Genomic DNA, 22,979 nt, shown 5'->3' on the forward strand with positions numbered 1-22,979 from the left:
GTTAACCCTCGGTTGCGAGGCTGGCAAGCGTCAAGAAATCGCTGTAAAGCCCCCGCAGCTATTTAATATTCCGCACCAAAAAATCCTTTTGCCCGCAAGATTTCGCCGCACTTTTCACCACGTCGGCGCTGCAACTAGCTGTCGCGCCGCTCTTATCCAAACACACGAACATTTCCTTGAAAAACCGTCCGCCGCCGCTGCAGAATGGGGCGATGGCTTGCTCTTTCAGCCAGGGGTTGACGTCGGCAAAGGCGTTTTTCAAAACTTCGGCTGTGGTTCGGAAAGGTTTTTGCGGCCGCTGGTAGGCCTCCGGGATGGCGACTTTGCTTTTCAGTGCTTGCGATAATTGAAAATAACCGGCTTGGGTTAATCCGGAGCAGGTGCCGTGCTTTTCCCATTCGTGTTCGAACAGAAATTCGGACGGATAAAGCTCTGGAAACGCTTGAGCTTGACTAGGTGCGTAGGCTTCCTTGGTGCAAAAGCTTGGATAACCAACGTTGTATTGCGGCCAAAGGCCATGCAGTACCAAACCCAGTTTTTTGCCGCATTGTTCGCGGTCTTTGGGCTGTTCCTCGCAATAGGTGGGTGACCAGGATAAGGCCAGCACATACCCATCAAACTTGCCGGGCTTGCCGTTGGCGGCCAGGGCGGTCGAGAACGCTGCCAAACACAGCAGTAACCAAGCTTTCATAAATTTCTCCAAGTCTTAGAGTTTAGGGCGAGGAATTCGCCGTCTATATTTTTTAGCTCAGTATCAGAGCATAAACTGCTGCCAAATCCGCTCCACTTCCTTGCGCAGTTCTTGAAATTCGTCGCCGTGCGCGGTGGCGCTGAGGCCTTGCAGTACCTGATGATGGCCGTAATCGCGGTAGGCGCAATAGGCTTGTTTTAGCAAGGCGGCATCGGTTGGCGAGATAAAACCGTGCTGCTGTAAACCTTCCAACAGGCGGACGTTGTCCGTGTAAGTCGCTAGACTCGGCTGCTGCGCGGTTTCTGCGAGGACGCCGAACTGGACGATAAACTCAATGTCGGCGATGCCGCCCTGGCTTTGCTTTAGATCGAATATTGCCGGGTCTTTGGGGGCCAGGTTGTCGCGCATTTTTTCACGCATCTCCCGCACCTGGGTTTTCAGTTCTTCGCGATCCCGCGGTAAGGCTAAAATCCGGCCGCGGATGGCTTCGTAGCTGTGTTTCAAACTTTCGTCGCCGGCCACGAAACGGCCGCGCACCAAGGCTTGGTGTTCCCAGGTCCAGGCCTCGTTTTTTAAATACGCTTCGTAATGGTCAATATGCGTGACCAGCAAGCCGGAGTCACCGTTGGGCCGCAAGCGTAAGTCCGCTTCGTAGAGGATGCCGGACAGCATTTTGGTATCCAGAATGTGGCGGATTTTTTGGCCCAGGCGTAAATAAAACTGGCCGGAATTGATCGGTTTTTCGCCGTTGGTTTGCGCGTCGCCGTCGGCGCAGGCATATAAAAATACCAAATCCAGATCCGAGCCATAGCCCAGTTCGATACCGCCGAATTTACCGAAGGCAATGATCGCAAAGTTTTGCGGATCGGGGCCGGTGCCGGGCGGGTGGCCATGCTTGCTGACCAGCATTTGCCAGGCGCATTGCAATACCTGCTCCAGAATGGCTTCGGCGGTCCAGGTTAAATAGTCGCTGACGATCATCACCGGTATCACGCCCATGATGTCGGCGGCGGCCACCCGCAACACATTCAGATGCTTGAACTGGCGCAGCGCAATCATCAGTTGTTCGCTGTCCTGGGTATCGACGCGCGCCAGTTCGCGCTGCAAGTCCTCGCGCAAGGCCTGCTTTTGCAGCGGGTCGTACAGCGAACGGGTATCCAGCAGTTCGTCGAACAGAATCGGATACAGCGACAGATATTCGCAAATCCACGGACTGGCTGCGGCCAGCTTGATCAGCTGATTCAGCGCGTCCGGATTTTCGGCCAGCAAGGCTAGATAGACGTTGCGGCCGGCTACGGCTTCGAATAAATCCAGAATCCGCAGCAAGCTCGCATCGCTTTTTTCGCTGTTTGCCACTTGTTCTATCAATTGCGGCATCAACCGGTCCAGGACACCGGCGCCTTTGCTGGTCATGCGTTTAATCGCATGCGATTCTTTAAAATTGACGAGCGCTTTTTGGATGTTCAGCGGATCGGCAAAGCCATAGTCGGCCAGTGCTTCCAGCGCCAGTTCGTTGTCCGCGGGGCTGGCCCAGATCAAGCGCGCGCTTTGCTGTTTATTGTCCTGTTCGCTGAGCGAAAACACTTGCTCGAAAATATCCTGCACCGACTCGCGGACCTGGTCCAGTTCGGCTTTGAACGCGCTCCAATCCTCAAAGTCCAGTGAATAGGCCAGAATTTGTTGTACCAGCGGGTTAGCGGGTAGGTCGTGGGTTTGTCTGTCCTGGTATTGCTGGATGTGGTTTTCCACGCGCCGTAAAAACCGGTAGGCAAATTTTAAGGTGGCTACATCCTCGACCATCATCAACCCCAGCTCTTCCAGAACGCTGAGGATGGTTTGGATTTCACGTTGCTGCAAGGCGACGTCCTGGCCGCCGCGAATCAACTGAAAGGCTTGGCCGATGAACTCTACCTCGCGGATGCCGCCGGGGCCGAGTTTGACGTTATCGGCGCGGTCGCGGCGTTTTAGCTCCTGGGCGATTTGGAATTTTAACGAGCGTAATTCCTCGAACGCGCCGTAATCCAGATAGCGGCGATAGACAAACGGTTTGATTAATGCGGCCAGGTGTTTGCCGGTATTGAAGTCGCCGGCCACTTGCCGGGCCTTGATCATGGCATAGCGTTCCCATTCACGGGCTTGGGTCAGGTAGTAATGCTCCATGCCGTCGAAATTCATGATCAACGGGCCGCTGTCGCCAAACGGGCGCAAACGCACGTCGGTGCGGAACACAAAACCGTCCACGGTAATTTCGTCGAGCATTTTCACCAGTGAGCGGCAGATACGGGTGAAGAATTCGCCGTAGCTGATTTCCTTTTTCTCGGTGAGGACGCCGTCTTCGGCGTAAGCAAAAATCAGGTCGATGTCGGAGGAATAATTCAATTCCCAGGCCCCGAGTTTGCCCATCCCCAGCACCACGATGTTAAACGGCGTGCCGTCGGCCAGCGTGGGTGTGCCCCAGCGCGCGCAAGCCTGCCGATATAAAAAATCCAGCGCGGTTTGAATGCAGACCTCGGCCAAGGCGGTTAAATCCGACAGCGTTTCGTCCAGATCGGACCAGCCGGCCAGATCGCGCCAGGCGATTCTGACCATCTCCCGGCGGCGGAACAGGCGTAATTGTCTGGCCAAGGCGGGTTCGCCGTCGGCGTTGCCGCTCTTTTGCAATGCGGCGGCATAATCGGCGCGGCGCAGCGGGGCGAATAGATCGGTGGATGTCACAAGATCCGGAATCAAATCGGGATGGCGCAGCCAGCTTTCGCTGATAAATTGGCTGCAAACACAAACTTTTAGTACCGAAGCGCAAAATACGGCGTTGTCGAAAACCTGGCGTTGCTCTTGGCTAAGCTTTTCGTCGAGCTTGGTGCAAAAGTCGGAGGCCAAAGTCCGCAGTTCATCCGGCAACAGTACCGTGTGCTGGGACAGCGAATCGAAAAGTGACATAGGCGGGATCCTGTCGGAAGAACGGAAGCAGCATGATACCTAAACTGCAGACGCTACCCTAGATGGCAGCTGAAAAAATATCCACACAGGAATCGGGTAAACTTAAACCAGGCCAGGATGCGGCTGAGCGCCGCATCTTGCAGATTGATCGAACCGGAGCGCAACGCATGAAAACCCTGTATCTAGCCGCACTACTATTGATGTTGAGCGCTTGTAGCCAAAATAATCAGTATGCGTATTTGCAGGGTGGGCGCAGCCAAACCGGCCAGCCGGCCTTGCATGCGGTGCGGGACCAGCGCTTGCATGAATTGATGGACCGGATGAACAGCCTGATGCAGGAGCGGTTTATGACCGAACAGCAATTAGACGTGGAGCGCCGTAAATATTCACGGCAAATCGGCGAAGCAGCGCGGGATTTGGCGGCTACTGTCGAGATCATGATTGCCCGTATGCCCGGTTTGCAGTTAAACGCGGCCGAACAAACCACGTTTCTGGCCCTGGCCGGCAAGCTGCGCGAAGAGATGCGCCAATTGCAGCAGCTGGCCGAGCAAAATCATATAGACGCCATTCCGGATAGCTTGCATGAAATCAATACCACCTGTACCTCTTGTCATGCCTTATTCAGAAAACTTGGGGGTTAGAGGATGAGCAAATTTTTACAACTATGTCTCATGTGGCTGTGCTGTTGGATAGTCAATCCCGCGCAAGCTGCCGACGAAGACATCAAGGCTTTGCTGAAGGCCTTAAGTCAGCAAGTCACTCAATTACAGAGTCAGGTTGAGCGTTCCAATTCCAGGATCGAACAGCTGGAGCAGGAGTTGCAGCATGTCCGCGCCGAGCAAGTTGCTGCCGGCAAGGCACCGGTCAGCAATACGGTGCAAGCTGCGGTGGCGTCTCCGACAACGGTAGCGACGGGTGGCACCGCTTCCGCTTTGGTGAGCGATAAGGCCAAAGAGAAGCCGGCGGTGACGGTTGGCGATGTGAAAGGCACGTTTAAAATTCCCGGTACCGACACGTCTGTGGGTTTGGGCGGGTTCGTGAAAATGGACACCTTGTTTAACAGCGTCAGCGCTGGGCGTGACAGGCTGGGCGATCAGCAACTGGCGATGGCGCAAATTCCGGTGGGTGCGGCCGGTGAACGTGGGCAAATTACGTTTCACGGCAAAGAAAGCCGTTTGTGGTTCAAATCGTTTACCCCGACGACTGACTGGGGCGACATCAACACCTATATCGAGTTTGACTTTTACGGCGATCCGGCAACGTACACATACACGCCGCGTTTGCGCCACGCCTACGGCTCCATCGGTCATTTTCTGGCTGGACAAACCTGGACTACCTTTCTTAACGTAGCCGCATTGCCGGATACGTTGGATGTGGGTGGCTCTGCTGGCGCTGTCGCCAGCCTGCGCGATCCTTTGGTGCGCTGGAGCGAGCCGTTTAATTGGCTGGATACGCCGATGGAGTGGCAAGTGGCGTTGGAGGCGCCGCGCAGCCGTTTGTGGGTCGATAGTGCGCTGGAGACTTCTTCCAGTAAAAGTACCAATCCCAATTTGGATGCGGGGTATTACACTACGCCTAACGCTGATCGTTATCCGGATGTAATCGCTAGGCTCAATCTGAATCCGGATTGGGGCAATGTGTCTTTGGCGGCGGTCGGCAGGCAGTTGCGCTATACCCATGGCACGACCGGTTATCGACAAGCGGAGTGGGGCGGCGGGGTTAACGTGGCCGGACGGATTAATACGTTTGGCCTGGATAATATGCGCTTTATGGCGCATTACGGCAAAGGCGACGGGCGCTACGTGTCTACCAATAACACCTTCGCCGATGCGGCGCTGGATCAACACGGCGCTATCGAGATGGTCAATGCCTACGGCGGCATGTTGTCTTATCAGCATTGGTGGGATAAGCAATGGCGGTCCAATGTCACCTATGGTTTTGCGCAGGCGGATTATCCAACGTATGCGAATAAAGTGTTGAGCTACCAAGTGCAGTCCTTGCATGCCAATTTGCTTTGGAGCCCGGTCAGCCAAGCCATGTTCGGCGTGGAATATACTTATGCGACGCGCGAGTTGATCGATGGTCGGGATGGCGTGTTACAGCGGGTGCAGTTTTCAGCCAAATATAGTTTTTGAATTTGGCTGCAACAAATTCCAATGGGCTGGGCTGAAGGCGATAGGCATTCCGCCAGCCGCTATTAGCGTTTGATCTTGAACACTCGGCCCTGATAGCGGACGACAATCCCGTCCTCCACTATTTCCTTCAGTTCCAACTGGTCTTTGATCGTCTGGCCGGGTACGTATTTTACCATGTCTATCATCACGAAACGCTCCGCCGGTGTGGGTGAATAGCTAAATACATTAATCGGTAGATTTGGCAACGACTGGCGCACTTCCGGCGGTAAGTCTTGTAAAGTGGGCAAGTCGTTTTGTGGACTTGCTAGCGCGACTGGCTCCGGTTTTTTCGCTACGGCTTGTTCACTGGGTTCTTCGATGCGTTGCGGAACAAGTTTAGATTGTCGTTCTATCTCGGCTGTCGGCTTGCTAGCCGGCGCTGCTGCGGTGGTTACCGTCGGTAAGGGCTTAACCGGCTGCGCTGGCGCAACGGCCGGTTTAACCCGCTCGACCGGCTCAACTGCTTGTTTTGTGTTAGCGGCGAGTTTTTCGGCTGCCGACGTCGGATTGCGAGGCGGCTCAGTTTTGGGCGTGGGGGCAAGCTTTGCCGGTTTCGGTGGACTATCGGCCGGCAATTGTGGATTTGCTTTCGCGATCAACGGCGCCGCTTCTTCGATATTGACGAGGGGCTGTGGTTTTTCTGCGGGTGTCTGTGGCGCGATGCCCAGAAAATAAATCAAAATCGCCAAGTTCAACAGGACCAGCGCAACGATGATCTTAGTCATGCCATGTCGTTCCGGCATTTGCTCGATAGCGATGCGGCTGGTCACCGAGTCGGGCTGCATGGCTTGGCGTTCTCGTTCGGATTTGCGCAATGCATTCAAGATGTAAGACATATCAACAAGCCTAGCGAGTGGTGATTGCCAAATGGGGCGCAGCAGAGGCGCCGCTTTGGTTATCCAGATGGATCAGGGTGCGGGCGCCGGCTATGCCGTCGGGCGTCAGATGGTGCCGGCGTTGGAAACTAGACAACTCGGCTTTCAGCGTTTCATCGAAAATTCGGGAAGCCATGTCGCCAGCAGGTTTGCCGGTGATTTTACTTAACCGTTCGCGCAGCCAGAGCACTGCTGCGGATTGCTGCGTGGGAGCGATTTCCGTGACCCCTGGATGCGGCGGTCGCCACAGCAACAAATAATTGCCGTCCCAGAGGGTTACCAACTCCGCGAGCGGGATGTTGACGGTGTCCTTCAAACGGATGATCGCCGAATCATGCTCAACGCCGGTCAACAATACATAGCGCTTGGCGCCGGTCGGGTCGGAAAAAGCCAGAATCGCCGGCCGGTTTAAGGTCAGTAACTCTTGCCAATTGCCCTTGCCGAATAAGCACTGCAAACCCAGCGTCGCTACCGTAGCGCAATCCGCAGTGCGGCCAGGAGGGGCGGATAGATGCCAAGTATTCAACGACTCGGTCACGGCTTCGGCAAAGCTGAGGCCGGCCTGATCCAGCTGATCGGCAAAGCTGACCTGCTTGGCGGCGGGGATGGGCGCTGCCGGGACTACGGGTTGTTGGGCAATAGCCGGTTTGGCCGGTTCAACAACGGGCATCGGCTGAGACCAAAACTGCAGCCCGGCCCAAGCGCCGATCACCAAAATCGCGGCGGTTGCGCTATACCAGCGCCGTTTGGTTTTTACCGACCCCAACACTTCCTGTGCCGCCCGGCGAATGATTGCGGGGTTGATTTCCCGCGCATTGGTGGCGTAAGCGCCCAACAAGGCCCGGTCGCACAGAATGTTGATCAGGCGCGGCACGCCTTGCGAATACTGGTAAATCTTGCGGATGGCCGCTGGATTGAACAGCCGATGGTTGCCCTTGCAGACCCGCAAGCGATGGCGAATATAAGCTCGGGTCTCGTCCAATGACAAAGGCAGCAAATGATAGCGGGCGGTGATGCGCTGATTGAGCTGGCGCAAATCTTGGCGGGCCAGCAACGCATTAAGTTCCGGCTGTCCGACCAAGATGATCTGTAACAGCTTGGCTTTGCTGGTTTCCAGATTGGTCAGCAAGCGAATTTGCTCCAATACGTCCAAGCTAAGGTTCTGCGCTTCGTCGATCAACAATACCGTGCGCCGGCCTTGCGAATAAGCGGCCAGCAGGTATTGATTGATGGCGTCGATCAGCTGTTTGGCCGCGAAACCGGCATGGCTGATGCCCAACTCGTCGCAGATCGTCGCCAGTAATTCCTGTGTCGTTAATTTAGGGTTCAAAATCAAGGCAATATCCACATTTTCGGGCAATTGTTGCAGCAAGCAATGGCACAGCGTGGTCTTGCCGGTGCCCACCTCGCCCGTCAAAGCGACAAACCCACCTCCTTGATTAATGCCATACAGCAAATGCGCCAAACCTTCCTGATGTCGCTCGCTCATGAACATGAAATGCGGGTCAGGCGAGATCGAAAATGGCAATTCGCTGAAATTGAAGTATTGCTGATACAAGGTTCTGGGGCTTCAAGAAAATGGTCGGACGATGCTAATTCAAACCGGGGGAAATTGCACTTAAAAGTCTGTATCGAGGCAAGTCTGGGAGGGCTTTTGGTGTCGCTAACGCGACGGTTGTTTTAATGTCGGGTCTCGGCCCGACAGCCGAGTAACTTTTCTTTGTTTGGCCAAAGAAAAGTCACCAAAAGAAAAGCCACCCGGATGCCGCTTGTTTCCTGCGCTCCAGAGCTTTTGGCGGGGGTTGGCGAAAGGGGCTTCCTGCCCCTTCGCCAACGTGCGGCATCCCTGCCGTACCCCTTCGGGCTATTCCCACCAAAAGCTCCGGTGCTCGGCGCGGCATACGGGGAAACCCCGTCGCGAGCTCAGGGCTTTGACGTTTCTTTTGGATTTTGCTCGTAGCTCGTAGGGCGCAATAACCAACGGGCATTGCGCCGTGTGTCGATTCATTCGGCGCATTGCGCAGAAACTAATGCGCCCTACGGGCTACTTGTGCAGCCAATAGTCACGCATGAGTTCATGTGACCAGACGGGCTGATGAACTTCCTGGCGTGGCAGGAACTCAACCATGACGGGTTTGATGTCGAGCACTGGCGTGCCATTGATGGCATCCAATTCAGCGACGAAAAGCTTCGCCCCTTCCACACGAATCACACGGCAGATCGTGCTGCCGATGCGGTTTGGCCGATTCTTACCACGTTGCGCGAAGATGCCTACGGCTGGCCACGCGCTATTGTTCCGAGGGTGGCGCGCGCCCTTGACAATTTTTGATGGCTCGACTTCATGGAAAAGAAACAGTACTTCGACATGGGAAAAATCAGAAATCCCTTGCAATGCCTCAAAAGTAAATTCCGACGTCAGCGCAATACACGCTTCCTCTCCTCCCCAAAAATCATCTTCCGCATGAGGCCGAACGGCTTCGACAAATCCGATTGCTGTGACTTGTGAGTGCATTGAAACATTTTCCATTTTGATGCCCAACAAAGAATTAGATAGTTAACTGCACATCTAGCACGAATCCGATCTGGCTGCAATAAGCCTATGCTTTATAGAATGTATTTCCTTATGACTGTCTTCCAAGCCATCGAAAATGGCTAGCCGGGTTTCTCCTCGCGGTGAAAAATCAGTGGCGTAGCTGCGAATAGCGAAGCGTATTCGGAGGAACGAGGGGTATGCGAAACATCGTTTGGACCATTTGCGAGGTAGCACACGTCTAGAGTGATTAAGGGATTGCCAACATGTGTTCGAACAGCTCGTAGGGCGCAATAACCAACGGGCATTGCGCTGTGTGTCGATTCATTCGGCGCATTACGCTAAAGCTAATGCGCCCTACGGTCTCTCGAAAGCCCACCGAAAACCGGGATGGTTTTCTCCCGTATGCCGCGCCGAGCACCGGAGCTTTTGAACGGTTCAGCCCGTTAGGGGCGCCGCAGGGATGCGGCGCGTTGCCGAAGGGGCAGGAAGCCCCTTTCGGCAACCCCGTTCAAAAGCGAGGAGCGCAGGACAAATCGGCAGGATAGCCGATTTGCATGCATCGCACCCGAAGGGCGAGGCACAGGGATGTGCCGAGTGAGCTAAGCGGCATCCGGGTGTCTTTTCTTTTGGATACTTTTCTTTGGACAAGCAAAGAAAAGTATCTCGGTTGTCGGGCCGAGACCCGACATTAAAATCAGCCGTCGCGTTAGCGACACCAAACACGAAAGCCTATTAAACGGGTGGGCATAAAAACCAACGGTTATTGCGCCATGTGATGTTCATTCGGCGCATTGCGCTGTCGCTAATGCGCCCTAAGGGCTGCGCGCCTTTACCTCTTAGCGTCCAGCGACCGAATGGAGGGAGGTTGATCGCTATGTTATAGGCTTGGTGACTTTGCATGAAGCCGAATTATGTGGCGCATAAAAGATGATGAAATTTCAAACACGAACTCGATTTCTTCCTCCACCACAGCGTCATCGTGTTTGATGTATGTGTTTTGGTATTTCGCGTAGTAGTCGATCAGCTTCGAGAACATATTCGAGAATTCTTTCGAACCTCCGGCCTCATTGACGAAACTACCGACATTGCCGAGCTGATTTTCGAGAGACTTATCGTTTTTAAAAACACATTTCAGCAATAGTTCCAAACTGAGTCGGAGATCATCAAGCAAGTTTCTGCTAAAGATTCCGTGTTTGTATTTTTGAATTGCCTGCAAGTACAACTCTAGTGCATTAGGGAAGCTGTCGAGCCAGTGGCGCGTTTCTTCGGTGAGTGTCTCGTTAAGCTTAGAAAATTCGTCTTTTGGTGCGAGGTGCGCGAATTGGGAGACTAGCTTTACCTTTAGTGATTTCAGCTCGTCGTATTGCTTGTTGGAGAAGATTCGGTGATCACACAACTCTCTAATAATTTTGAACTGAAGAGGGGGAGGGAAACACTTCAGATTTTCTAGCAGCGCCGTTCGCTTGTTTGGGGCCTCAAACGGATACGCCGCATGAGGAATATTGATGTTGTACTCGACAGCGTAAGCGTTAAAGGATTTCACAACTTCGTTTCCACTCAAGCCTCGGCTGGTATCGGCCAAGATATCAGCAGCGAAGCTCAGAAAAGGGAGAGGGATATGCGACACGAGATGTTTAGCCTCTAACAAGTAATTTGATGGTTAACTGTATATCTACCACATATCATATATTCTCCCGATAAATATATGTTTATTAATGCATATTTCCTTTTGTCTATCGTCCCTGTCTTGCAAATTACCCATCAGATGCTTCCGCAGGGATAAGCGGCAACTCACCCCCCCAACAACGGCGACCGCAACACTATCGCCGCCGCAATCAACACCGCCGCACTGAGAATAGCCCGCAAAGTCCGGGTATTGTTGCGTTTAAGTTGCTTACGTAGCTCCAGCATGTCTTTTTGCTGCTGCTGAAGTTGCTGCTGCATGTGCGCGGCGCTTTGCAGGGCTTGGAATACCAGGCCGGGGACTTCCGGGATCTGTTCGGTGATTTCCGGGAATTTGGCGAACAGCTCCTTGATCTTTTTACCCGGACCAACTCGTTCCTTGAACCAGTTTTCCAGGAAGGGTTTGGCGGTTTGCCACAAGTCCAGGTCCGGGTAAAGCTGACGGCCCAGGCCTTCGATGTTGAGTAGGGTTTTTTGCAGCAAGACCAATTGCGGTTGCACCACCATATCGAAGCGGCGGGCGGTTTGGAACAGTCTTAGCAGTAACAAGCCGAAGGAAATGTCTTTCAGCGGTTTTTCAAAAATCGGTTCGCAGACGCTACGGATTGCCGCTTCGAACTCTTCGATCCGCGTTGTGGCGGGCACCCAGCCGGATTCTATGTGCATTTGCGCCACTTTCCGGTAGTCGTGATTGAAGAAGGCCAGGAAGTTTTCGGCAAGATAGCGTTGATCCGAGCTGGAAAGGCTACCGACGATGCCAAAGTCTACCGCCAGGTATTTGTCCGGCAATTGCACGAAAATATTGCCCGGATGCATGTCGGCGTGGAAGAAATTATCCCGAAAGACTTGGGTGAAAAAGATTTCCACGCCGCGCTCGGCCAGCTTTTTGAAATCGGCATTGCCTTTGCGCAGGGCGTCGATGTCGCCGACCGGAATGCCGTAGATGCGTTCCATTACCAAGACTTTGCGGCGGGTCAGCGGCCAGTGAATTTCCGGGATGTAGAGCATCTCGGAATTCTTGAAATTGGCGCGGATGGCGCTGGCGTTGGAGGCTTCCCGCACCAGATCCAGTTCGTCGAGAATGGTTTTTTCGAACTCGGCAACGATTTCCATCGCCCGCAGGCGGCGGGCATCGCTCCAGAAGCGTTCCGCTAGGCGCGCCAGTTCGTAGAGCAAGCCGACGTCGGAATGAATTTTGTCTTCGATGTCCGGCCGCAAGACTTTAACGATGACTTTTTCGCCGGTGTGCAGCGTGGCGGTGTGTACTTGCGCAACCGACGCCGAGGCTAGCGGTTGCGGATCGAACTCTGCGAAGGCCTCTTCTATCGATTGCCCCAGTTGTTGTTCGATGATTTTGCGGGCCGTGTCAGCGGAAAACGGCGGCACCTTATCTTGCAGTTTGACCAGTTCTTCGGCGATGTCTTCCGGCAGTAAATCCTTGCGGGTGGACAGGGTTTGGCCGAATTTGACGTAAATCGGCCCCAGGTCTTCCAGGGTTTTACGGATGCGGGCGCCGCGCGGTTCGCGGGAGTTGCTGGTCCAATAGTTGGGCGATAAAAACGCGATATAACGGATGGGGCGAAATAAATGGGTTTTTAAAACAATTTCATCCAAGCCATGGAACATCATCACCCAGTTGATATGGATGAGGCGCATCAGAATTTTCGGGCGAATCACGGGGCAGGTCCTTGTTATTGAGGCGCGGATGTAGTTTGGATTGCGGCTTCCAGGCGGGCGAGGCGGGCATCAAGGCGGTCGCAGTCGCTGCGGCAAGCGTCGATGTCGCGGAAAAATAACTCGGCTTCCGATTTGGCCGGCAGCTCGCGAGTTTCTTCTTGCAGGAATTCTTCTAGGTTTAAGCGAAAGGTGGTCAGAGTGTGCTGCGTCCAGTCGCGGCTGCCGCGGAACAACTGGCCCAAGCGTTGAGCAAAGGCGTCGCCGGTATAACGGGCGATTTTGCTTTCCAGGTTGATGTCCAGTTTTTCAAACAGACGTTGCAGGCGGCGCGCGACTTGGGTGTCGCCGTCGATGCGGACTTCGCCTTTGAACAATGAGCGCATCGGTGTAGCGCTTAAACCCATCAAGCCCAAAGCCGACAATGAACCGCTGAGCGTGGCGTCCACGCTGCCCGGATAGCTCTCCAGAATTTGTATGCTTTGCGCGGTAGGGCAAAGATACAGGCTGCTGTCGAAAGACGTCACATGCAGGGCGATGACTTTGCCGGTCATGGGCGTTAAATACTGTTCGATGTGATCGTCCAGCGCTAAATAACGATTCAGTGCGGTTTCCAGCGTGGAGATTAATAGGGACTTAACGCTGCTCGACATCACTCGCCTGTGCTTGCTGTTGTTGCAGAAACTCTTGCATGTCTTCGTTATTGACTCGTTGGTATAAATCGCTGACTGTCACGGTTAAGTCTATTGATTCCAGGGTGAGGCTGTCGCCAAGGAAGTAATGTTCCGATAGCCAGTGGGTCGAGCGGCGTAAGATTTCGACGTCGACAAAATCCTGTTCGATCAGTACATATTCTTGCAAGCTCGGCAAGGCCTTATAGGCCGCCAGTTTGGTGGATTTGTCCATGCGTCGGGTGGCTTTGGATAGCACTTCGACGATAATGGTTGGCTTTTCGGTGTAGTACTCGTCGCCGTTTTCGTCGGCGCAGACTACCATCACATCGGGATAGAAAAAGTTGTTTTCGGCTTTGACTTTTATGTCAGCCATGAACGTCTCGCACGGCGTGCCTCGCAGATGTTGGGCGAAAGTCGTGAAAACATTCCCGGCTAATCTTTGATGGTTACGGCTGGCGCCCGCCATTGCGTAAACTTCGCCGTCGATCAATTCATGCTTGGTGTCGCTGATCATTTCGCCGGCCAAGTATTCGGCTTCACTGATGTAATGCTGAGCTGGTTTTAGTGCCATTGGCAATTCTCCGCTTTCACGACCGGCGAACGGGAGCTTAAAATTTATAGCCCCGGTGTACGGCAACGATACCTTGCGTCATGTTGAAATACTCGCAACGCTCCAGGCCGGCGTTTTCCATCATTTGCTTGAGTTCGTCCTGCTTGGGATGCATGCGGATCGATTCGGCCAGATAACGGTAGCTGTCTTCGTCCTTCGCTACTACGGCGCCGATTTTGGGCAGTAGTTTGAAGGAATAAAAGTCGTAGACTTTTTCGGTGATCGGGTCGATAGGGTGGGAAAATTCCAGGACGATGACGCGGCCACCGGGTTTTAACACGCGGTACATGGAGCGTAAGGCGGCGTCCTTGTCGGTGACGTTGCGCAAGCCAAAGCCGATGGTCACGCAATCAAAAGTGTTGTCGGCAAAAGGCAGGCATTCGGCGTTGACTTGGGCGTAGCGGATATTGCCGCTCAAACCGTGGTCGATCAGCCGGTCGCGGCCGGTGCGCAGCATGGCGGCGTTGATGTCCGCCAGTATCACCTGGCCGGATTTGCCGACGCGCTTTTCGTAGAGTTTGGTCAAATCGCCGGTGCCGCCCGCCAGGTCCAGCACGCTGTCGCCTTCACGAACATTCGCCAGTTGCACGGCCACTCGTTTCCAGATGCGGTGGATACCCATCGACATGAGATCGTTCATGACGTCGTACTGGCTGGCGACCGAGTCGAACACGCCGCGCACCAGCGCCACTTTTTCCTGTTTAGGAACCTGTTTGAAACCAAAATGGGTGGTATTGTCGTTTGTCATGATGTCGTTTAATTATGGATGGGCGAGCGGCGGCTGAGGCCGGCGGCTTTCAGGGTTTCAAGATACTGCGACCAAAGCAGCGGAAATTCCGAACCCAATTTATACAGTAAATCCCAGCTGTAAATGCCGGTGTCGTGGCCGTCGCTGAACACCAGTTTGATGGCGTAATTGCCCACCGGCTGGATGTCGGTAATCGTCACGTCTTCCTTGCCGATTTGCAGGGTTTCCTGGCCGGGGCCGTGGCCAACCGCTTCTGCCGATTGGGTGAACACGCGCAGATATTCGCTGGGCAGCTCGTAAATGCTCTCGTCGTCGAAATGGATTTCCAGGATCGCCGAAACCTTATGCAGCTTGATTTCGGTCGGCACACGCTGAGTGGGGGTGATTTTGACGCGCATAATTACAAAATGTAGCGGCTAAGGTCTTCATCATCGGCCAGTTCCATCAAATGTGAATCCACGTAAGCGGCATCGATGGTAATGGATTTTTCGGCCATGTCCGGCGCGTTGAAGGAAATGTCTTCCAGCAATTTTTCCAGAATCGTATGTAATCTGCGCGCGCCAATGTTTTCGGTTTTTTCGTTGACTTGCCAGCCCAGTTCGGCAATGCGCTGAATACCGTCGGCGGTAAATTGTACGTCTACGCCTTCGGTTTTCAAGAGTGCCTGATATTGCTCGGTCAGCGAGGCGTCCGGCTCGGTCAAAATCCGCACGAAATCGTCCGCGCTCAAGGCGTTCAGCTCGACCCTGATTGGAAAGCGGCCTTGCAATTCCGGAATCAAATCCGACGGCTTGGTCAAATGAAACGCACCGGAGGCGATAAACAGAATATGATCGGTCTTGATCATGCCGTATTTGGTGGTGACGGTGCTGCCTTCCACTAACGGCAATAAATCGCGCTGCACGCCTTCGCGGGACACTTCGCCGCCGCCCATTTCCGCGCGTTTGCAGATCTTGTCGATCTCGTCCAGAAACACGATGCCATGTTGCTCAACCGCTTCCAGCGCGGCTTGCTTGATTTCTTCTTCGTTGACCAGTTTGCCGGCTTCTTCTTCCTGCAACTGTTTCAAGGCATCTTTAATTTTTAGTTTGCGGGTTTTGGTGCGGCCACTGCCCAGATTTTGGAACATGCCTTGCAACTGGCTGGTCATTTCTTCCATGCCCGGTGGGGCCATGATTTCCACACCCACTGCCGGTGCGGCAACGTCTACTTGAATTTCCTTATCGTTCAAATCGCCTTCGCGCAGTTTTTTGCGCATTTTCTGCCGGGTGGATTCCTCGGATTCCGAGAGCATGCCGCCTTCGGCGCGTGGCAGTAATATATCCAGCACTTTTTCTTCGGCGGCATCGGCGGCGCGGTTTTGCACACGTTCCATCGCCGAAATGCGGGTGGTTTTCACGGCGCTATCGATCAAGTCGCGAATAATCGATTCCACGTCGCGGCCGACATAACCCACTTCGGTAAATTTGGTGGCTTCGATTTTGATGAAAGGCGCGTTAGCTAAGCGAGCCAGACGGCGGGCGATTTCGGTTTTACCGACGCCGGTGGGGCCTATCATTAGAATGTTTTTCGGGGTGATTTCATCGCGCAGCTCGGCGGTAACCTGGCTGCGGCGCCAGCGGTTACGCAGGGCTATTGCGACGGAGCGTTTGGCGGCGGCTTGGCCGACGATGTGTTTGTCCAGTTCGCTGACGATTTCTCTCGGGGTCATTTGACTCATGGTTTTACTCTTGTGCCGGTTGGGGTTCGGCGTCTAATTCTTCGATGCGCAGATTGTGGTTGGTGTAAATGCAAATATCGGCGGCAATGCCTAGCGATTTCTCGACGATTTCGCGGGCGCTGAGTTCGGTGTTTTCCAGTAAGGCGCGCGCAGCACTTTGCGCAAACGCGCCGCCGGAGCCGATGGCGATAAAGTCGTATTCCGGTTCGATGACGTCGCCGGTGCCGGAAATGACCAGCGAGGTTTTACTGTCGGCAATGATCAATAACGCTTCCAGTTTGCGCAGGGCGCGGTCGGTGCGCCAGTCTTTGGCCATTTCCACGGCGGCACGGGTCAGATTGCCGCGATGTTTTTCCAGCTTGCCTTCGAACTGTTCGAATAAGGTAAACGCATCGGCCGTCGCGCCGGCGAAACCGGCAATCACTTTGTCGTGGTACAGGCGTCTGACTTTACGGGCATTGCCCTTCATCACGGTGTTGCCCAGGGTGACTTGGCCATCGCCGCCGATCACGACTTTATCGCCGCGTCTGACGGAAAGAATGGTGGTGCCTCTGAAGTTCGTCATGTCTGTGAATGAGAAAGGGAAAGGCGGCGATTTTACATGTTCTCGACGGCGATAGGGTAGAAGTTTAAAACCGTAAGCCCGGTGGGTAAAAGGCGCAAAGATTGAACAAAGCAAGAAAACTGATTAAAGTTCAAAGTGCTGGTATTTTAAGGATGCGCCGCATTGACCGGCGTTTCCAACATTACAATAACAACAAGAGGGTAGCTAGTCATGAAATTGTCAAATCGCTGGAGAGGTGCGTGCTTGCTGGGTGCTATGGTGTTTTCAACGGCAGCCCTGGCTTTATCGCCGGAAGAAGAAGAGCGCGTGAAAGAGTGTAAAAGGCCTAAATTCCGGGATTTTGTGCCCGAGCAAAAAGCCGAGGTCGATGCGGGCACGGAAATCTCTTTTCATATCTCCCACAATGCCGATCCATTGACCGTGACCGCCGAAGCGCGTGGCGAAAAAATGAAAGTCAATGTGGTGGATAAAAAGAACTTTTACTTTGTGACCGCGAAATTGCCGCCATTGACGCCGGGATTTGCCCGTGTGCATGTCACCGCTAAATCCGCAGAAAGCAAATTGGAGAGCGGCTGTTTGGGTCAGGATGGCTGGTTGCTTAAAATTAAAGGTGAGGCAACCGCTAAACCGGCGGAACAGCCGGCGGCGGCTCAGTAGCGAATTTTATCTGTTTTGATCCGCCACATTTGGAAGGGGCGATTGGCCGAGTCGAGCGAGAGTTGCTGCATGACGATCCGGCGTTGCAGGGCGGGTTTGTCGATTTCGGTGTAAATAAAACCGTCGTCGAACCCGGCTTTAGCGGCGTCGAAACGGTCGCAAGCAAAGTAAACGGCTTGCAGTCTTGCCCAATAGATGGCACCCAAGCACATCGGGCAAGGCTCGCAACTCGTGTAGAGGGTGCAATCGGTTAATTGAAAATCGCCTAGTTTTTGACAAGCCAGCCGAATGGCGACGATTTCGGCGTGAGCAGTCGGGTCCAGATCCGGCGTCACCCGATTCCCGCTGGCGGCAATAATTTCGCCGTCTCTAACGACAATCGCGCCGAACGGCCCGCCACCTTGGTCGATGTTATCGCAGGCTAGTGCGATGGCTTGGTTTAGAAAGCCTTCGTGCATTACAAATCCAGCGGATTATCAGGATTAATACCGTCCATGAACGGCAATCGGCGGTCTTCGTTGGTGATCTGATAAACCTTCCCCAGCCAGTTATTAAACACGGCTTTAGCGGAATCCCGCCAGGTGATGTCCAAGTGCTCGATGATTTGTTGCTCAGGCATGGCTTGCAGTGGGCAGTTACCAAGCTTGGCTTCTTTCACGTGTTCTGTGTACTCGGCCAGTAGCTGTTGCACTTCGTTATCGAAATAATGCTCGGGGTAGGGTGGGTAGTCGTCGCGCTCGCCGTTGTAATAACGCAGTACTTCGCGCTTGTATTCTTTGAGCAGGCTAATATCGTCGTACTCCGGATGACCCTGGAAGAAGACGACGCGAAATCCGTCCGGACTAACGGCCAGATGCACACCGGCGGATTCGCTGGCCACCAGGACTTTCAGTCCGTGTGTTTCCATGTCGCGCCGAAACACTTCGTTAAAACGCGAATGCGGCACATCGAAGCGGGTGTTGATTTCCGCCACCAGGGGATGCTGCCTATCGACCACTTTATGGGAAAACACGCCCCAACGCTTGGCCGGCAGGCGCGTGCGCTCCACACCGTAACAATGCTGAATAAAGGCATGGGTGGCCAGGCACGAACACAGTACCGAGGTGACGTTTTGCGTGGCCCATTCGAACACTTCGGTTAACGGCCGCCAAAAATCTTCCTCCTGCAAATGGTCGTGGGTGACATTGGCACCGCTGATAATCAAGGCATCCAGCCCGTCTTGCTTGATTTGTTCGAAGGATTCGTAATATTGCTGGATATGCGCCAGGGCTTGCGGGCTTCTTTCCAGGCCCGCAATCGTAAACGGATGCACATGAAACTGGGCAATCTGATTGCAAGCGCCGACCAAGCGGAAAAACTGGCGTTCCGTGGCTTCCAGCGCCGCGTCCGGCATGATATTCAACAAGCCGATGTGCAACTCTCTAATCGATTGATGGCTGGCGCGGTCCGGGCTGAGAATTTCTTCGCCTTCTTCGTGCAGACGCTGAAAAGTGGGTAAAGCAGTATGGGCAACTAGCGGCATTACAAGAACGGTCTCAAGATTGTTGCCGGGCAATCGCCTCGGCAATCAGACGGATAAAGTCGTCTTCGTTATTGACTTTAGCGGTTTCGTCGGCACTGATGGTGTAGCCGTACTGGGCGGCAATCGCTTCGTAGCGCGGTACCCTGGCTTTGAACAGCTCCGGAAATACCCAGCTGACGAATTCGTCCGGTGGAATTTGGTCGGTCGAACTGTAACCGCGCTCACTCATGAATTGGTCCAATTTTTCATCGACGAATTCAGGGCGGTAATACAGGGGTTTGGGATCTTTTTTGGCGCGGTCGATGATGGTCTGTTCCAAAGCCGGCGGAATTTTGATGTAGACGATCAGCGTGTGTTTAGCCAGATTTTCCAGGACTTCCGGACAATCCAGTTCGCAAACGCTACCGCCGGCGTCGTTGATGAAATGCTTGTAGCCGTAGATGTCTTCGGCCTTATGGATAAAGTCCGGCACGTCGTTCATCGCCGCGATTTCGGCTTGATGATGCAGCGCTTGCCTGCGTTTGAATTCGGCTTGCGACAGGCCACCTTTGGCCGGGTCGCCGATTTTGCCCAGAAAGCTGGATACGGGGGCCAGGTTTTCCACAGTGATATTGCTGCAAATATAGATCGAGTCGGATTTGAGCAGATCGCGCAAAAACGGCACGCCCATCGCTTGCTGCTTGATGTTATCCAGAATCGGCTCTTCCAGGTATTTGGTACCGATGCGGTAGTCGCCGGAATAATGAAACCATTTATCCCTGGGTAACTTGGCGGAGAGGGTGGTTTTGCCGGCGCCGGACATGGCCAGCAGGGTGATACTCTTGGATTCCCAGTCCAGAAATTGTTGCGGGGTCATTCTCATAAATTATCTCAATCCAACAAATCGCTAATGTCCAAATCTTCCGCATCCGGGCGGGCGTGTCTATCGGGGTCTGTGTAGCCCAGATCGTCGGCTTCCAACTCGTCGAACGGCGCGCTCCAGTCTTCCGGATCTTCGATGTAATCGATAGTGGAGCCGTACCAGGATTCGTTGTCGTATTCGCCCAAATCGCCATTGGCGAACTGAACTTCCACCGATTCGTCGTTACCCTCAATCGCTACGACCTTGAAGGTAAGATTACTTTCCAGGTCTTTATACCAGCGGCCAATGACCGGATCTGTAATAGTTGCCATAGTTGAATCCTCGCTATGTTGATGACTTATCAATGATAGCGAGTTTATAGAAGCTGTGCGAGTGCATGCGGCAAAACTGTCGGGATTTTCGATTAGAATGGCAAATTTACACAGTCAGCGGCGGGAGCCATGAGCGAAGAAAGATTCATCGAATTGGAGATTAAACAAGCGTATCAGGAAGATTTGATTCAGGCGTTGAACCAAGTGGTGGCAGACCAGCAAAAGCAAATCGGCAAACTGGAAGAAACCTGTAAGTTGCTGCACGACAAGATCAAAAGCCTGGCGCTGGATGAGCGCCAAGCGGGGGCGGTCGATGAGCGTCCGCCCCATTACTGACTTATCAATTACGATTTGCGATGGCTAACGCGGCGAAGCTGCTTCGTCGGGTTGGATGCTGTTGCCAAGCTGGTTCGAGGTTGCGGCGAGGCGCTGCAATCCATATGTTTGGCGCGCAAGCGCCGACAAAAATCCTGACTGTCGTCTTGCTGTAAGCCGGTCCATTGCGCCCGCCAAGATGTGGCGTTTTTGACTTTGGTTTTGACAATGCCGGCCCGCCCGGTTTTAGCTAACGGGCCGAGAGCATTACGCGCACGCTGCAGATTCACATCGGCGTCGATTTTTCTGGGGAAACTTCCCATGCTGACGGTCCAAACATTGCCGCGGCTTTGCGGTTTGGCTTGGGCTAATTGCGTGAGCTTTTCGCGGCGGCTGTTGTATGGCGCATTAATGCGAATCGGCTCATAACGGCTACTGCCGGAGTCGGCACCCATTTGTTCCGCACTGCCGGCACAACGGTTGGACGACAATTGAAACGGTGGCGGCAGGGCGCTGTAATCCTTCAATTGCGAGATATGCTCGCCGAACAGGCCTTTTTCGCTATTGGCAAAGCCCATGTCCAACAGGTTGCCCATTTGCTCGAAACGCTCGCCGCTACTGTGCGCGCCCAATAACACCCCAATCAAGCGGTGGCCGTTGCGTTTGGCCGAGGCGATCAGGTTGTAGCCGGAGCCGCAGGTAAAACCGGTTTTCAGCCCGTCGGCATCCGGATAGCTTTTCAGGATGCGGTTGGTATTGGGCATTACCCGGCCTTTGTAGTTAAATTCCGTTGCCGAAAAATAATGATAATGTTGCGGAAAATCGCGAATCAAAGCAGCAGATAACAAGGCCAGGTCGCGGGCGCTACTGATTTGCCCGTCGTCCGGCAAGCCGCTGGCGTTTTCGAACGAGCTGTTGTACATCCCCAGCGTGCGCGCTTGCTGGGTCATCATCGCCGCAAAATTGCTTTCCGTACCGCCCAGCTTTTCCGCCAGCACGACCGCCGCGTCGTTCGCGGACCGGGTGGTGACCGCCATGATGGCTTGTTCCACCGTCAAACTTTGGCCAGTGCGCAAACCTAGTTTGGAAGGCGGTTGCGAGGCGGCGTGTTTTGATGCGAACACGGTGTCGGTCAGTCGCAGGCGACCATTTTCCAATGCCGACAGCGTTAAGTAGATAGTCATGACTTTGGTCAATGACGCGGGATACCAGCGTTGAGTGGATTCGGTTTCGTGAACCACGCGGCCGGTGTCGGCGTCGATCACAATCGCCGCATATCTGGCGGACGCAGGAGCGCTTTGCAGCATTAGGCAAGCTAGAGAAAGTAACGCTAAACGGGTTTTGGGTAGGGTGCTCAAGTTATTACTTTGCTCCAGATATGTGGCCTAAACATTTGACTATATTATTTAATCAGAATTATCGATTTCGAAAAAGACCCAATTAATGCGGGGATGGTCGGTTTTGATCTGTTTTTCCATTCCGTTAATTAATTCAACAGCTTCCCCCACGCTTAAATCCGCCAGCAGTTCGGCTTTAATGGCCAGCATCACTTGGCTGCCGTGGCTAATAGCCCAAATATTCAGTACGCGATTGACGCAGCCTTGCTTTTCCAGATAGCCGCGAACGGCATCGCGAATCTCAGTATCGGCTTCACCGAGCAGCAAAGAATGCACTTCCCGGCCGACTAACACCGCTACGACGACCAATAAGGCGCCAATCAACATCGAGCCCACCGCGTCGTACATTGAATTACCGGTAAGCATAGTCAAGCCCAGCATCGCCGCGGCTATCACCAGACCAATCAGCGCCGCCAAGTCCTCGCCGATGACCACCATCAATTCGCTGGATTGCGTTTCTTTAAACCATTGCCACATGCCTCGTTCGCCGCGTTCGCTTGCCATGGCCCCCAAGGCCGCGCGCAATGAAAAGCCTTCCAAAACCACGGCGATAGCCAGTATCGCCAGAGCCATGCCGGCGTTTTCCACGGTGTGCGATTCTTGAAAACGCAACCAGCCTTCGTGGATAGAGAACAAGCCGCCAACCGAGAATAGCGTAATCGCTACCATCATCGACCAGATATACGCTTCCCGGCCATAGCCCATCGGGTGGTGTTGGGTTGCCGCCCGCGCGGAGCGTTTCATGCCGATAAACAGCAAGACCTGATTGCCGCAATCGGCAAAGGAATGAATGGCTTCCGCCAGCAGCGAGCCGGAACCGGTCCAGACTGCTGCGCCGGTTTTGATCAAAGCGATACCCAGATTAGCGGCGAACGCATAAATGATGGCTGAGGCGGAATTGCTATGAGACATGAGCTATGGGCCAAAAAAATTAAGAATTAGGCGGCGATTGTTTGCAGCAGACAGCACCGAAACAAATCAAGTAATTATGCAGATTTTAGATGAGTCGAGCGGATTTGCTGCAAATACTT

At 53.7% G+C, this 22,979-nt stretch carries 23 protein-coding genes; 4 read left to right on the forward strand and 19 right to left on the reverse strand.

Translation table 11 applies throughout. The features are described 5' to 3' along the window. Positions 1–58: 58 nt before the first annotated feature. Together CWO84_RS19200 and glnE are read right to left on the reverse strand one after the other, a co-directional pair. Positions 59–691, reverse strand: a complete 633-nt coding sequence (locus tag CWO84_RS19200; protein ID WP_051670306.1) for a ribonuclease — start codon at positions 689–691, stop codon at positions 59–61. A gap of 63 nt (positions 692–754) precedes the next feature. Next, complete coding sequence (glnE, locus tag CWO84_RS19205) at positions 755–3,628, reverse strand: bifunctional [glutamate--ammonia ligase]-adenylyl-L-tyrosine phosphorylase/[glutamate--ammonia-ligase] adenylyltransferase (RefSeq protein WP_165786382.1); 2,874 nt, start codon at positions 3,626–3,628, stop codon at positions 755–757. 62 nt (positions 3,629–3,690) lie between these two features. Between glnE and CWO84_RS19210 the strand changes: the two genes are divergently transcribed. Further along, positions 3,691–4,269, forward strand: coding sequence for a cytochrome c (locus CWO84_RS19210; protein WP_101054637.1), 579 nt, complete (start codon positions 3,691–3,693; stop codon positions 4,267–4,269). Between the two features lie 30 nt (positions 4,270–4,299). Continuing rightward, positions 4,300–5,763 (forward strand): DcaP family trimeric outer membrane transporter, encoded by a 1,464-nt coding sequence (locus CWO84_RS19215; RefSeq protein WP_240618097.1) that lies wholly within the window; start codon positions 4,300–4,302, stop codon positions 5,761–5,763. A gap of 62 nt (positions 5,764–5,825) precedes the next feature. On the opposite strand, the gene CWO84_RS19220 is transcribed toward CWO84_RS19215, so the two are convergent. The 11 genes from CWO84_RS19220 to hslV all read right to left on the reverse strand — a co-directional run bounded on the left by CWO84_RS19220 (position 5,826) and on the right by hslV (position 16,884). Further along, a complete protein-coding gene (locus tag CWO84_RS19220) occupies positions 5,826–6,638 on the reverse strand; it encodes a general secretion pathway protein GspB (RefSeq protein WP_033158383.1) in 813 nt (270 codons plus the stop codon). Between the two features lie 10 nt (positions 6,639–6,648). Continuing rightward, the gene (locus CWO84_RS19225; protein ID WP_101054643.1) at positions 6,649–8,235 is read right to left on the reverse strand and encodes an ExeA family protein; all 1,587 of its coding nucleotides are present in this window, start codon (positions 8,233–8,235) and stop codon (positions 6,649–6,651) included. 486 nt (positions 8,236–8,721) lie between these two features. After that, positions 8,722–9,189, reverse strand: coding sequence for an SAM-dependent methyltransferase (locus CWO84_RS19235; protein WP_205800423.1), 468 nt, complete (start codon positions 9,187–9,189; stop codon positions 8,722–8,724). Positions 9,190–10,087: 898 nt separating this feature from the next. After that, positions 10,088–10,837 (reverse strand): hypothetical protein, encoded by a 750-nt coding sequence (locus tag CWO84_RS19245; protein ID WP_033158386.1) that lies wholly within the window; start codon positions 10,835–10,837, stop codon positions 10,088–10,090. A 164-nt stretch (positions 10,838–11,001) separates the two neighbouring features. Beyond that, the gene (gene ubiB, locus CWO84_RS19250) at positions 11,002–12,570 is read right to left on the reverse strand and encodes a ubiquinone biosynthesis regulatory protein kinase UbiB (RefSeq protein ID WP_033158387.1); all 1,569 of its coding nucleotides are present in this window, start codon (positions 12,568–12,570) and stop codon (positions 11,002–11,004) included. Positions 12,571–12,584: 14 nt separating this feature from the next. Further along, positions 12,585–13,220 carry an SCP2 sterol-binding domain-containing protein gene (locus tag CWO84_RS19255; protein ID WP_101054648.1) on the reverse strand — a complete coding sequence of 212 codons (636 nt, stop codon included), beginning with the start codon at positions 13,218–13,220 and terminating at the stop codon, positions 12,585–12,587. After that, positions 13,204–13,812, reverse strand: a complete 609-nt coding sequence (locus tag CWO84_RS19260; RefSeq protein ID WP_033158389.1) for a Uma2 family endonuclease — start codon at positions 13,810–13,812, stop codon at positions 13,204–13,206. The genes CWO84_RS19255 and CWO84_RS19260 overlap by 17 nt, the downstream gene beginning before the upstream one ends. A 37-nt stretch (positions 13,813–13,849) precedes the next feature. Then, positions 13,850–14,599, reverse strand: a complete 750-nt coding sequence (gene ubiE / locus CWO84_RS19265) for a bifunctional demethylmenaquinone methyltransferase/2-methoxy-6-polyprenyl-1,4-benzoquinol methylase UbiE (protein WP_033158390.1) — start codon at positions 14,597–14,599, stop codon at positions 13,850–13,852. Positions 14,600–14,607: 8 nt separating this feature from the next. After that, complete coding sequence (locus CWO84_RS19270) at positions 14,608–14,997, reverse strand: DUF971 domain-containing protein (protein WP_171694362.1); 390 nt, start codon at positions 14,995–14,997, stop codon at positions 14,608–14,610. 2 nt (positions 14,998–14,999) lie between these two features. Beyond that, entirely contained in the window at positions 15,000–16,319 is a 1,320-nt protein-coding gene (gene hslU / locus CWO84_RS19275; RefSeq protein WP_033158391.1) for an ATP-dependent protease ATPase subunit HslU, read from the reverse strand. Positions 16,320–16,323: 4 nt separating this feature from the next. Continuing rightward, positions 16,324–16,884, reverse strand: coding sequence for an ATP-dependent protease subunit HslV (gene hslV / locus CWO84_RS19280; protein ID WP_101054651.1), 561 nt, complete (start codon positions 16,882–16,884; stop codon positions 16,324–16,326). Between the two features lie 210 nt (positions 16,885–17,094). Between hslV and CWO84_RS19285 the strand changes: the two genes are divergently transcribed. Next, on the forward strand, positions 17,095–17,541 hold the full coding sequence (locus CWO84_RS19285; RefSeq protein ID WP_133120720.1) for a hypothetical protein: 447 nt from the start codon (positions 17,095–17,097) through the stop codon (positions 17,539–17,541). Here CWO84_RS19285 and CWO84_RS19290 read toward each other — a convergent pair. From CWO84_RS19290 to CWO84_RS19305, 4 genes are read right to left on the reverse strand one after another with little or no spacing between them, the layout of a single operon-like run. Beyond that, entirely contained in the window at positions 17,535–17,999 is a 465-nt protein-coding gene (locus CWO84_RS19290) for a nucleoside deaminase (protein WP_033158393.1), read from the reverse strand. The two genes, CWO84_RS19285 and CWO84_RS19290, sit on opposite strands and share 7 nt — an antisense overlap. Then, on the reverse strand, positions 17,999–19,063 hold the full coding sequence (locus tag CWO84_RS19295; protein WP_033158394.1) for a homoserine O-succinyltransferase: 1,065 nt from the start codon (positions 19,061–19,063) through the stop codon (positions 17,999–18,001). The genes CWO84_RS19290 and CWO84_RS19295 overlap by 1 nt, the downstream gene beginning before the upstream one ends. 13 nt (positions 19,064–19,076) lie before the next feature. Beyond that, positions 19,077–19,925, reverse strand: coding sequence for an ATPase (locus CWO84_RS19300; protein ID WP_033158395.1), 849 nt, complete (start codon positions 19,923–19,925; stop codon positions 19,077–19,079). Positions 19,926–19,933: 8 nt separating this feature from the next. Continuing rightward, positions 19,934–20,236 carry a DUF6763 family protein gene (locus CWO84_RS19305; RefSeq protein WP_033158396.1) on the reverse strand — a complete coding sequence of 101 codons (303 nt, stop codon included), beginning with the start codon at positions 20,234–20,236 and terminating at the stop codon, positions 19,934–19,936. Positions 20,237–20,365: 129 nt separating this feature from the next. On the opposite strand from CWO84_RS19305, the gene CWO84_RS19310 reads away from it, so the two are divergent. Then, a complete protein-coding gene (locus CWO84_RS19310) occupies positions 20,366–20,572 on the forward strand; it encodes a SlyX family protein (RefSeq protein ID WP_033158397.1) in 207 nt (68 codons plus the stop codon). 8 nt (positions 20,573–20,580) lie between these two features. On the opposite strand, the gene CWO84_RS19315 is transcribed toward CWO84_RS19310, so the two are convergent. Together CWO84_RS19315 and CWO84_RS19320 are read right to left on the reverse strand one after the other, a co-directional pair. Beyond that, on the reverse strand, positions 20,581–21,858 hold the full coding sequence (locus tag CWO84_RS19315) for a D-alanyl-D-alanine carboxypeptidase family protein (protein ID WP_033158398.1): 1,278 nt from the start codon (positions 21,856–21,858) through the stop codon (positions 20,581–20,583). Positions 21,859–21,957: 99 nt separating this feature from the next. Next, complete coding sequence (locus CWO84_RS19320; protein WP_101054657.1) at positions 21,958–22,860, reverse strand: cation diffusion facilitator family transporter; 903 nt, start codon at positions 22,858–22,860, stop codon at positions 21,958–21,960. Positions 22,861–22,979 lie beyond the last annotated feature (119 nt).

It is taken from the genome of Methylomonas sp. Kb3 (assembly GCF_002834115.1).
Taxonomy (GTDB): Bacteria; Pseudomonadota; Gammaproteobacteria; order Methylococcales; family Methylomonadaceae; genus Methylomonas; species Methylomonas defluvii.